Annotated in this window: 11 protein-coding genes; 5 read left to right on the top strand and 6 right to left on the bottom strand. The window is 50.5% G+C overall.

From position 1 onward, the window contains the following. Window positions 1–106: 106 nt before the first annotated feature. The 3 genes from ACOQOZ_RS21195 (at window position 107) to ACOQOZ_RS21185 (ending at window position 2419) form a co-directional block, all read left to right on the top strand. The gene (locus tag ACOQOZ_RS21195) at window positions 107–871 is read left to right on the top strand and encodes a GntR family transcriptional regulator (RefSeq protein WP_420590145.1); all 765 of its coding nucleotides are present in this window, start codon (window positions 107–109) and stop codon (window positions 869–871) included. 1 nt (window position 872) lies between these two features. Beyond that, on the top strand, window positions 873–1580 hold the full coding sequence (locus ACOQOZ_RS21190; RefSeq protein WP_420590144.1) for an SDR family NAD(P)-dependent oxidoreductase: 708 nt from the start codon (window positions 873–875) through the stop codon (window positions 1578–1580). A gap of 98 nt (window positions 1581–1678) precedes the next feature. Continuing rightward, window positions 1679–2419 carry a substrate-binding periplasmic protein gene (locus ACOQOZ_RS21185; RefSeq protein ID WP_420590143.1) on the top strand — a complete coding sequence of 247 codons (741 nt, stop codon included), beginning with the start codon at window positions 1679–1681 and terminating at the stop codon, window positions 2417–2419. A 67-nt stretch (window positions 2420–2486) separates the two neighbouring features. Here ACOQOZ_RS21185 and ACOQOZ_RS21180 read toward each other — a convergent pair whose 3' ends face one another. The 4 genes from ACOQOZ_RS21180 to ACOQOZ_RS21165 are packed head-to-tail and all read right to left on the bottom strand — an operon-like array spanning window position 2487 to window position 8366. Further along, entirely contained in the window at window positions 2487–2981 is a 495-nt protein-coding gene (locus ACOQOZ_RS21180; protein WP_420590142.1) for a thioesterase family protein, read from the bottom strand. Window positions 2982–3017: 36 nt separating this feature from the next. After that, window positions 3018–3941, bottom strand: coding sequence for a class I SAM-dependent methyltransferase (locus tag ACOQOZ_RS21175; protein WP_420590141.1), 924 nt, complete (start codon window positions 3939–3941; stop codon window positions 3018–3020). A 26-nt stretch (window positions 3942–3967) separates the two neighbouring features. Next, window positions 3968–5260 (bottom strand): FAD-dependent oxidoreductase, encoded by a 1293-nt coding sequence (locus tag ACOQOZ_RS21170; protein WP_420590140.1) that lies wholly within the window; start codon window positions 5258–5260, stop codon window positions 3968–3970. 43 nt (window positions 5261–5303) lie between these two features. Then, window positions 5304–8366: a hypothetical protein gene (locus ACOQOZ_RS21165; protein WP_420590139.1), complete on the bottom strand. Its 3063-nt coding sequence runs from the start codon at window positions 8364–8366 to the stop codon at window positions 5304–5306. Between the two features lie 113 nt (window positions 8367–8479). On the opposite strand from ACOQOZ_RS21165, the gene ACOQOZ_RS21160 reads away from it, so the two are divergent. Then, a complete protein-coding gene (locus tag ACOQOZ_RS21160) occupies window positions 8480–9007 on the top strand; it encodes a DinB family protein (protein ID WP_420590138.1) in 528 nt (175 codons plus the stop codon). A gap of 124 nt (window positions 9008–9131) precedes the next feature. Here the strand turns inward: ACOQOZ_RS21160 and ACOQOZ_RS21155 are convergent, their stop codons facing one another. Together ACOQOZ_RS21155 and ACOQOZ_RS21150 are read right to left on the bottom strand one after the other, a co-directional pair. Beyond that, window positions 9132–9446 (bottom strand): DUF2007 domain-containing protein, encoded by a 315-nt coding sequence (locus ACOQOZ_RS21155; RefSeq protein WP_420590137.1) that lies wholly within the window; start codon window positions 9444–9446, stop codon window positions 9132–9134. A gap of 31 nt (window positions 9447–9477) precedes the next feature. Beyond that, window positions 9478–10620 (bottom strand): SMP-30/gluconolactonase/LRE family protein, encoded by a 1143-nt coding sequence (locus ACOQOZ_RS21150; protein WP_420590136.1) that lies wholly within the window; start codon window positions 10618–10620, stop codon window positions 9478–9480. Window positions 10621–10844: 224 nt separating this feature from the next. Between ACOQOZ_RS21150 and ACOQOZ_RS21145 the strand changes: the two genes are divergently transcribed. Next, a complete protein-coding gene (locus ACOQOZ_RS21145; RefSeq protein WP_420590135.1) occupies window positions 10845–11681 on the top strand; it encodes a pseudouridine synthase in 837 nt (278 codons plus the stop codon). Window positions 11682–12063: the final 382 nt, after the last annotated feature.

Here is a 12063-nt window from a genome sequence, read left to right as displayed (position 1 = left end):
ACCACTGACAGCCTTTCAAGGCTGCTATAGAATTGGTTTTACCTTTTTACGTCTTAGTAATTTATTTGTTGATTAGGCGTATTTCACAGCATTCGTTGGGCCCGTTATGACTGAACACACCATCCGCTCCACCAAAATATCTGATGTCATTGCCAAGCGTCTGGAATCGATGATTCTTGAAGGCAGCCTGGCACCGGGGCAAAAAATGCCACCGGAACGGGAGCTGGCGCAGCAGTTTGAAGTGTCGCGACCGTCGTTACGTGAGGCGCTGCAAAAGCTCGAAGCCAAGGGGCTGGTGGTGCGGAAACAAGGCGGTGGCACCTTTATTTCCAACGACATTGGTTTGTCATTTGTCGACCCGCTGACGCAACTGTTCCAGAGCCATGGTGAGTTTAATTACGACTTGCTGGAGTTTCGTCACGCCTTAGAAGAAGTCGCGGCCCACTATGCCGCGCTGCGTGCAACACCGACCGACCACGAAATCATTGAACATCGTTATCAGGAATGGCTGACCATTCACGAAAGCCGCAAAGGGTATAAAGAGGAAGCAGAAAAAGACTGGCATTTTCATCTTTCGATTGCCGAAGCCTCCCACAACGCCGTACTGCTGCATTCCATGCGTGCCCTGTTCAGCCTGTTTAAACAAACTATCGCCAATAACCTTGAGCACCTCTACACCCGCGAAGAGCGCCGTCACGAAATTAAAGAACAACACGCCGCCATAAAAGACGCGGTTATTCAGGGCGACCCTAAGGCCGCGCAGCAAGCCGTTAATGAACACCTGGCGTTTGTTGAAGAAACCCTGCAACAAAGCGCCCGGGTAGAAAGCCATTCGCAACGCTCTCTGCGTCGCATTGGTTTGATGCGTTGAGATGAAGATTCTGATTGCCGGGGGTTCCGGCGGTATTGGCCTGGCAAGCATACACACCTGCCTGCAGCGTTATCCGGATGCGCAGATTTATGCCAGTTACCGCACGACTCAACCGGAGTTTGATCACCCAAGAGTGCATTGGCATTTGCTCGACATTAATGACGAGCAATCTCTGGCTGACCTGGCCAAAACCCTCGGAAAAATAGATATTCTGATTAACGCTATCGGCTTTCTGCACAGTGAAACAAAGCGCCCGGAAAAAGCCTTAAAACAATTTGATGTCGATTTCTTTCAACAGAATATAAACAGCAATACCTTGCCAAGTATTCTACTGGCAAAGCATTTTTCAACGTCACTGAAGTCTGACAACAACAGCTATTTTGTCGCGTTGTCAGCGCGCATAGGCAGCATCAGTGACAATCGCAGTGGCGGCTGGCTCAGTTATCGTTGCAGCAAAGCCGCGTTAAATATGGCGCTGAAAACCATCGCCATTGAATGGCAACGCACTGTGCCAAATTGTTGTGTTTTATTATTTCACCCAGGAACCACAGATACCGGTTTCTCCAAACCTTTCCAGAAAAACCTGCCGTGCGGGCAATTACATTCCGCTGAAGTCACCGCCAATGCCTTATTGGATTTAATTGCTGACTCCACTCCGGCAGATAGCGGCCGCTTCGCCAGCTTTGATGGCAATGATATTGATTGGTGATTGTTTAAGCCAATGACATCCGACTCATGAGACACTGGACTGAGGCGACAAACCTGTTATGTTAAGCCTCAATAATATTTATAACACTAAGGTCTTCCATGCTGCGGCATCTGATCAGAATTATCCTGCTGTTGTCACTGACACAGGTAGCATTATCTGAAACCATCACCATGGCATTTGGTGAAAAAATCCCCCCCTACTGCTTCCCCGAAACAAATTCCGGTATCGAGCTGGATATTATCAGCGAAGCCCTGGCCTACCGTGGTCACACACTGAAACCCGAGTATTACCCACTCGGCCGGATTCCGGTCGCTTTTCGCCAACAACGGGTTGATGCGGCGATGACCGATCTGGGAGAAGACTTAACCAGCAGCGGTGGTTTTTATGGCGAACCGGCGGTGCTGTATTACAACGCCTTTATTACGTTAACGAAAAATCAGCTGACGATCACTCAGCCCGGCGATTTAAAAGACCTGAGCATTATCTCATTTCAGGGAGCGGATAAACGCTTTCCTGAATGGCTGAGCCAGGTAAAAGTGGGGAAAAACTACAGTGAAAAGAATGACCAGAATACTCAGGTAGCGATGCTACAGAGTGGCCGCAAAGATGTGGTGCTCAGCGATATTTATATCTATCGTTATTTCGAAAATCTGGCGTATAAAAATACCGGACTGAAACCTTTAGCGGTTACCGTTCACGATGTGATAGCGCTGAACCCACAAGATTATCGGCCAGTATTTCGCAGTAAAAAAATCCGTGATGATTTTAATGCCGGATTACAGCATATGAAAAACAGCGGCCGCATCCAGCAAATCTACGACCACTACATAAGCCACTAATCCATCACAACCAATACCGCAGCCGCTAATCCATCAATTATTAAATAATCAGACAAAAACCTGCGGATTAATCCTTCAGACGCTGCTGCAACGTTTGCCAGGCTTCAATCACCTGGTGGCTTTCACCTTCGCTGCCAACAATAAACTTCGGATTAACCACTTTACCTTTACTCAGGCAGGCTTCTTTTACCAGGCCAATACCCACCAGTTTGTCTTTAACGTAGAAGTTGTGACGGAAATAAAAGTATTTATGATCCCAGCCAATCAGCTGCGTATCACAACGGAATTTTGCCAGCGGTGAAACCGGGCGCAGATAGGTAAAATCCTGGGCCGCGATCATACGCACGTTATAGCTGCCCGATTGTGCCAGCCGGGTACCATGCCAGAAGCCATAACGGCCCAGTTCCATAAAGCTGTAAAAACGGTAATTTGGCAGATGATCGCGCCAGCCCAGGTCGTGCAGCCAGACGCGAAAATGCTGACTAAACACATGCTGAAAAGGTTTTTTATGGGTGCCCCAGGCGCCCAACAGCACCAGCAACAGACGTCCAAACAGATTCATACGGTAAATTTCTCACACACAAGCATGAGACAAAGTCTAAGACAGTGAACATCCCGGGCCATTGGCTGAGTCGACGCTGTTAACGGTTCCATCAGTTTTATCGGCAACCAGTACGCCGTAACCCAGCAGCCCCTGCTGGCAGGCCCATTTCAGAAAGCTGGCCGTTACCTGATATTTGAGCCAGAACAAACGACTGTGACGATGCTGATAACGCGACTTAAAAGCCGTGAGCCAGGAAGCAAAACCCTGCATGACAGGCTGTGATAAATCCTGATAACGAACCTGACTGAATCCGGCCTGTTGTAACAACAACCGTTGTTGCTCCAACGTCTGAATATTCTGCGGCGGAATACGGGAGGCGGCAAACATCCAGCGCAATAACAGCCGTTGTTTTATGCTCATGGCAGCGAATGGTTTAAGCAACACTAAATCGGTAAAACCGAGACGACCGCCCGGCGATAATAGCTGCTGACTGCGCTGCAAAAACGATTGGCGTTGCGTGAAATGATAAATACAATCAAGCGCCACCACCCGATCGATACGCTGCGATCTTAATTGTTGCCATTGAGGGGCGCTGAGCGCAGCAATATCGCCGTAGCAACATTGCTCGGCAGCACGACCATAACCCTGTTGTTGTAATCGTTGTTGCGCCAGTTCTGTCTGGCTATGGGATTTATTAAAGCCGTGCAGCGATTGAATCTGGTATTGCTGCAGCCACAACAACAGCTGATCGCCACAGCCAAAGCCAATATCCAACACGCGGGATTGAGCATGTAATCCCACCTGCTGTGCCAGCTCTGTCGCCAAGGCACAACAAGCATCGGCATATTGCTGCGCATGCCCTTCAACTTTTTGCTGCGAGTCTTCGCCAACCTGCGGCCATAATCCCAGATTGCCCCAATAACTCCCGGGTGGATTCAGCTGCTGCTCGGCCAGATTATGAAATTCCTGTCGCGACATCGCCTGCCGTAACCTGATCGCAAGCGTTACGCCGAGCGCCAGGGAATATCAACTCCCAACGCTTCAGCAATAGCAACGGAAGAGTCGACCGCTGCATCTAACAGCGGGACTTTGTCGGCCAGATAGGAACCACAAAACCACACCCCGGTCTGGTTGTTTTGCTGGGATTGCCGTAACTGCTGCATGGCTTTACGGCTTTCCAGTGTCACCACCGGACGGGTAAATTCGATCCGTGCCAGCAGCTTATCAGCGTCCGGTTCAAAGGTCGGGTGCCAGGTCTGAAATACCGTGCTTTGCTGGCGATATTTATCAATTGCTTTGGTCAGATCCACACTGACCTGGGGACGTTGCAGGCCCGCTTGCGGCAGACAATAACTCACCGCCGAACACCCTTCGCCCTGCTGCGGTAAAAAGCTGCTGTCGGTATGAATCATCATATCCGAACGCTCAAATGCCACCGTGTTCAGCAACTGTTTTTGCTGCTCAAAGCCTTGCAACATGGCCGCTGCCTGCTGTGCCTGGGAAGCAATCACCACCTGATCAAACACCTGGGTATCACCATCGGCACTGCGTACTTCAACACCGCTTTCAGTATGGCGAACCGCCACCACACTTTTGCCGGTTTGCACGCGAATGCCATCGGTTAAGCGCGGCACAATATCGTCGACGCCTTTTCTGGCATTGGTGATACCAAACTTCCAGATACCACTGGTGAGATACACCAGAATGATTTCCGCCGGGTAATCCAGCAGGCTCTGGTAATCACAGGTACAGGTAACCGCCAATACGGGTAATAACACGGTTTCAGTAAAATCCGCTGGCACCTGATGTTGCGTCAGAAACTGCCCCAGCGTCTGCTGTTTAACATCGCTGTTTTGCTTCAGCGCACGCTGTGCCAGTCGTGCGAATTGTTTGTACTGAATCATTAAGCGCCAGGCTTTTGGCCGCAATAATGAACGCAGTTTCGGGTAGGAAAAGTGTCGACCGGCAAACTGAATATTGCCGTAATGCAGAATCTCGTTACCGGCGGCATCAAGAAATACACCGGAGTGGTCACCCATTTCGATATCCACACCAATATAACGGTACAACGCCATCAGATTGGGGTAATAGCCTTCACAGAAAACCCGCAACGGAATATCAATACGATTGCGAATACCATCCGCATCGTAGTCGATGGTAAATACGCCCATCCCCACCCGCTCATGGCTTTCCAGCAGGGTGACCTGATATTTCTGTTTTAGTAACCAGGCGCTGGATAATCCGGCAATACCACTGCCTATGACTGCCAAACGAGGCTTTTCTGCATCAGCAGACATACAAAGACTCCTATGTATTCAGCGTCAACTTACCCCAGAAGCATCACAGCGACAACCCCACCGACAAGTAGGTGTGGGTGGTTGAACCATTGGCCTCATCCAGCCCTTTGGCGTAGCCGATTTTAACCGGCAGCAAGGCACGATAACCCAGCACAATTTCGGTGGTGATTTCGACTCCCACGCCGGTTAACGGTTTGGCATCCTGATGGCGGAACCAGGCGCTGCCATGATCGGCAAATATTCGGGCAGAGATATCGGCAACACCTAACGGATTAAGGCCCCAGTTATCATCAATTCGCGCTAACGGAAATGCCAGGCTCAGGCTCTGACGAAATACCCGGTGACCTTCCTGAACACCGCTGCTGTAACCACGCAACCGGTATTTATTACGCGCAAATAAACTGCCTTCTTCACCACTGCTGCTGCCAAGCACAAACGATTCGGCACCACGATCAGCAATACCTCCGGCGAGGTCATAACTCAACGCGGCACGACCGGGTAAATCAAAGGTATGGGCAAAGCGTCCCTGGTAAACATTGCCGTCGAACTCGGACGCAATAATATCGTTGGTTTCGACAATCAAATCGGCATAACTGCCCCAACCAACGCCGGGAACATCGAGGAAACTCTGGCGGTTATCAAAAGTCGCGGCGGCACCCACCAGCGATTCATCGCGATCCAGTGGAAAATCGACAATTTCTTTATGCTCCCGTACCAGGCCTAAATGGAATCTCAGCTGGTCCTGCCACAATGGCGAAATAATATTGCGTTGTAGCAGCCATAAATCATCACGCTGAATATTACGCACCAGCTCGCCATCTTCGATGCGGGAACTGCTGAGGGTATCGTGGTCGCGGCTGAATAAAAACGTCCAGCGATTGTCGTACTGGTACAACAACTGGGTATTCCATTGTTTTTGTTCGCTGTCGCGGTTCACCATCACGCTGTAACGATGACGACCTAATGCATCCGTGCCTGCGGTAATAACACCCAGACGGCTTTGATCATCATTGGAAATGGCCACCGGTAACCAGGTATGAGGACGAATGCTGCGCCAGAAAGCACCGCTGACCAAATTATAAAACTTGCCAGGTTCTGCAGCAGCATCCGCATTATTTTCTGGACCGATATAGTGGTAATTATATTGCCCATAAAAATCCGCTACGTTACCTGCCGCTGTTTGTACCGGTCGTTGCTGTACGATCTGATAACCATCATCCGCATAACGGGCATACTGCAGCCATTCACCGGATGGATTGCTGATGATCTGAGGATTAAATACACCGCTCAGGGTATGGGTTAATTGTTGCAACGCTCCGTTGGCTGGCGTCAGCTGATAGATATTAAAAATACGGTGATAATCGGCACTGAATATAATATCGCCATTGGCCAGAAATTCCGGAGAATTTTCCACCGCCCGGGTATCGGTAATTTTCTGCCAACGCAGTGTTACCTCTGAAGAACCTGACTCGAAATGGCTCAGCTCCAGATTCCAGCCCTGACCCCGGCGTTTGATCGCGGCAACTATATCACTGCTTTTTATATCGGTGCTTTTAACCTCACTACCTTTAGTATCGGTAGTTTGTTTAACATCAAAATCACCCAGTACATCGCCGTCCTGGCCGCGCCAGATTAATTGCTGTGATATCAGCTGATATTCATCACCCAGCGTTAACAGCATCAGCTCACTGATACCGGCAATATTGCGCGATGCCAACACCTGACGATTATTCAGCCAGCGCGCCTTACGAAAACGCTGATCAAACGTCAGTTGCTGCCAGCCGTTATTTTCACGCCAGATAAATAAATCACTCCATACCCGACCACTGGCCCGGGTTAGCAGACGCGCCGCAACAATGGTCTGATCATCGGCGACATCGATATAACGAATGCCTTTTTCCGGTGTTAATTGCTGTATGTCTGCCGCCGGATCAGAAGGAATAATCTCCAGTGCCTGGCGGTCTTCACGGTTATTGCGCAAGGCCAGTAATTGCCGGTTGTAATGGCTGAACACCGGCATTACCGGAATATTCTGCGCCAGTATTTCAATTTCGCTCGCGTGTTGTGACAGTTGTTGTTGCTGTGCTTGCTGTTGCTGAAGGCGTTGAATTTCCGGCGTAAAACGGGCAATCAGATATTGTTGATAGTCAGACCATAATTGATAAAAGTTTTTACGGAAAATCCGGCTGGCGCTGGATTGCTGCATAAAGAACGCAATAATCTGACCGCTGTAAAGCTGCAGATAATTGCGCACGGCATTTTCGCCGTATTCTTCCACCAGGTATTCAACAAAAAAAGCGCCGTATAAATAAGCCCGGTTGGTTGGGAAATGACGCCCGGTGACTACCACTTCGCCTAACGATTGCAACTCGCCACTGGCCACCTCAGTGCGCATTAACATGCTGTAAAAACTGCTTTGCAGGCGGCCGTAACCTGCGTCTTTATTGGTTTCCAGATAAACCGCCAGTCCTTCCAGTAACATCGATGGCGTTAATGCGTGGGGAAACGGAGAAACCGGTACTATAAACGGCAACAAGGGTGTACGACCAAAAATATTACGGCTTATTTTTACCGACCCACGTGCCATTTCTGTGTGCAGCACATGAACGTATTCGTGGCGGATTAAACCGTGCAGCCAGTCATCACTGCTTTCCAAACTGTTTACATCCTGCGGTGGCGAGCTGTAGAGCCGCATCTGTGCAAACGGGATGGGTGTAGCCCAGCCATTGGATAAATCAAATTCATCCACCAGCACCATACGTGTGGGTTCCGACGGTAACGTGACTTTGCCGGCGGGGCTGGTAAAAAACGGCACCAGTTCGTTATGTACGTCTTCCGCCAACAGTAATGACCGCTGCGCCATCGTTGCCAGTTTCGGCTGATAAAAAATTTCAAAATTTTCGGAGCGCTTGCTCAGCCAGCCTTGCGATTCCGTGTCCTGATTCTGATCCCAGGCAACCGGCACGGCCATCGCCGGAACGGAACAAACCATGGCAACAATCATCCAGCCAGCGCCTTTCAGCAGCCCCCTGCTGACTGCTAACAACCACCGACTTACCAGTAACAACCACACGTGCATAAAAAACAGCCTGTCAGAATTATCCATAAGGGCCCCTATGATAAACAACTCAACGACTGCGAACAGCTTGCGCGTGTAAATTGTCTGTCATACGCTTTTCTTTTAGCTGTCTATGCGCGAGCCGTATTCAGGAGGTTGCTATGCCCTGGTCAGATCATCATCGTCGTGCCGCCCGCTACAACCGCTGGATCAACCATTCGTTGTACCAGGTCTGTATGACTCTGGACGACCAGCAACTGAATCAGGATGTCGGATTATTCTTTGGCTCCATCAACGGTTGCTGGAATCATCTGGTGATTACCGACCTGCTGTGGCTGAGTCGTATGAGCAATGCCTATCCGATTCTCGAAGAACTGCACAATATTGAATTTCCGCGCAAGCTGGATGGCCATATCAGTGATGATATTCGCCAGCTATGGGCCTTACGGGAAAAAATTGATGACGTGTTAATTCGCTGGTGTGATCTGCTGCGCCAGAGCGATGCCACCGCCGTGATTGAATACCGCTCCACCGCTGGTGACGATTACGCCAAAACACTCGACCAGGTGCTGCAGCATCTGTTTAATCACCAAACGCACCACCGTGGTCAGATCACCGCTGCGCTCAGTGCCCTGAAAATCAACTTCGGCGCGACGGATCTGTTATTTGCACCATTGGATGACGGCTAAGAAGGCTGTTTAAGGAGCCAGGCTTTTTTGAATGGCCGGGTTGCTTAAGAGGCCAGGCTGTTTGAATGTCGAAAGGCTTGCGCAGCTATCGGGATAACGGATGAAACCGTCGCCAACCCATTATTCAGAAATAACGAATCAGTTCCGCAGCAATAATGCCTGCAACGGCTAAAGCGACCCAGTGCCAGTGGCGGAAGATGGGCTCGGGCAGCGCCGATGGCTCGACCGCATTGGCCTGATCGTATTGCTGCACCAACTCACGACCTTTATCGTAATCGTCGTTATTAACCATCACCCGCACGTAATTTTGTGCCGACAAGTCGCCGATGGCGCCCGTCAGATATTCACCTTCGATAAAAGCACTGATGCGGTGTTGCTGCATCATGCCCACAATCACATGGGCTTCGAGCATATCCGCCGCATTGTAGACACACTTCATACGCGATTCTTATTGTATTGTTGTTCTCTGATTATAGATCCCCGGCGACAATCTGTTCAGCACGACCAAGGTGGAAACGGTAAATCTGGAACGGGCCCTGTGCTTTCATCTCATCCCGGGACACACCAATCACCTGATGTAATGCCGAACAGGTGACGTAAAGATAACCGTCTGCTGCCAGACTGAAACCGTCCGGCCAGCGCAAGTCTGCGGAACGCAGCAAGGTCTGCAGCTCGCCATCGGGAGTGCGCCGGACAATGGCTGAATGCTCCAGATCGGATAAATACACATTACCGCTGGCATCAATGGCCATACCATCGGTCATGGTTTTTTCGCCCAGTGCTTCAACCCGCGACTCAAGCGTGGCATACGGTAGCTGCTTATCCTGCAGATCCGCCGTTTTCACACGATACAGCTGCTCAGCACTGATACCGGCAAAGTACAGCCATTCTCCCTGCTGATCTAAGGCAATGCCATCCACACCGGGATTCACGGTAAAGGCGTTAAATAAGGTCATCGCACGTCCCTGAACCACCGGCTGGTAATCTCCGGCGGCCACGGTGTGACTACCGTGCAGATGGCGCCAGCTGTCCTGCTGTTGTCGGTCGAACACCACCAGTGCCGGAGTACGGGCAATCAGACTGGCATCGGTAATATAGAAGAAACGGCCATCCGGGCTGATGCGGAAGTCGTTAGCGTGGGAACCCAATGGGAAGACGTTACGTGGAAAGCGATATTCCTGCAGCAACTCACCGGAGTTGATATCAAACGCCAGAAAACGCACGCGGCTGAGACCATGACGACCGTTATCCAACAGCCACAGTTCGTTGTTATAAAGACGCAGCGACAGCACTTCATTCAGCGCCTTTTCGTGCTCTCCACCGGGTTGCCATTGTGTGTTGGGAAACGCATGAGCAGAACCATCACGCCATTCTGCAACATTCACTTCCGGCCCGGCTTCCGGGTGGAAGGTAAAAAAGATACGGCCGTTATCAGCAACGGCGATATTTCCCGGCGGCGATGGCAGCTCTGCCACCACTTCCAGCTCCGTTGAAGGCAGCAGTGGTGTCGAGGTTAAATCGGGGAACTGACCATTGGTGAAATAGGCATAACGCACGCCAGCAAACCCGGCAACCAACAGTACAACGATGAGCATAAGCCAACGAGCAAACATCCGGCATCCTTCTTATTCTTGTTAACTGCGCGCACACTAACAAAGAACGGAACAGCTGTTAAGGCACAGGCCTGCAAAACCAACAGCCGTTAGCCCTGTTCAAACCGACACTCGTCACATCTTCCATTAACATAATCCACATCGATCTTGCCGATCGGCGCCAGCGGGTGAGCTATCACGCTATTTAAGGTAAAGTGCGCCTTTGTTTCTGTCGGAAGTTCATCATGTCGTTACCGGTGATATATCAGGACGATCATCTGATCGCCATCAACAAGCCCAGCGGGTTATTGGTTCACCGCAGCGAAATTGATCGCCATGAAACCCGCTTTGCTCTGCAGCTGGTGCGCAATATGCTCGGCCACCATGTTTTTCCGGTACACCGGCTGGATAAACCAACCTCGGGTGTGCTGCTGTTTGCTAAAAGCTCCGAGATCGCCAGCAAGGTCGTGGATCAATGGCGTGAGCGAGCGGTCGACAAACGTTATCTGGCGCTGACCCGCGGGTACTTCCCGGAATCGGTTCATCTCGATAAAGCCATGTCACCACCGGTCGACAAGTACGCCAAACACGAAACCATTAAGCCGCCGCAGGAAGCCATCACCGATTTCCGCTGCCTGGCGCAGATCGAATTACCAATCGCCATCGATAAATATCCGCAGTCGCGCTACTCGCTGGTGGAAGCCATTCCGAAAACCGGCCGCAAACATCAGATCCGTCGTCACCTGAAACATCTGGCTCACCCGATTATTGGTGATGCCCGATATGGCAAAGGTAAACACAGCCGCTATTTCCGCGATCATTTTGAAGCGCCACGGCTGTTGCTGCACGCCTGGCAACTGACCATGGAACATCCGGTCAGTGGCGAAGAGCTGGTGCTGACCGCCGAACTGGATAACGTCTTCCGCCGTCTGGTGAAACGGTTTGACTGGCAACAGCAGCTGCCGCAACCATTGCAGGACTTCAGCCATGAGGTTGACCCTGCCATGGACGACTTTTTCGTTGAGCGTGACGAACCCACCGCGGTATCCGACATTCCACCTCCTCCGCCACTGGCGGAATAAGTCCAGCAAGCCTGGCAGTGGATCTTCAACTTTCGCTGCCAGACTGAACAATTCCCCGCGACCGCTCACCGTGATGGATCAATGACTGTGGATAAAAAACTGGATGATTTTTTTACAAATGGCTCCAGCTCAATAACCACGCGCCTTGCAGCCAAATGTGTATAAATACGGCTAAAAATTTTTTTAATACTTTCAACCGCTTAGGGAAAACACCAAGACAGCGACAGGTTATTGACTTTGAGAATAAGTATTAGTTGCAAGGTAAAATCTCTGTGTATAAGGCAGTTTTTGTCGACTTCAGGCCCTTGACTTTGATCGCTCGGTTTTAGCCGGGGAAAACCCATACGAATTCTTTCTGGTGTGATTTTCTGCCGTTATGGTT

It is taken from the genome of Bacterioplanoides sp. (assembly GCF_965219715.1).
In the GTDB taxonomy this organism is placed as follows: Bacteria; Pseudomonadota; Gammaproteobacteria; order Pseudomonadales; family Oceanobacteraceae; genus Bacterioplanoides.
This window is presented reverse-complemented; position numbering and strand designations above follow the sequence as displayed.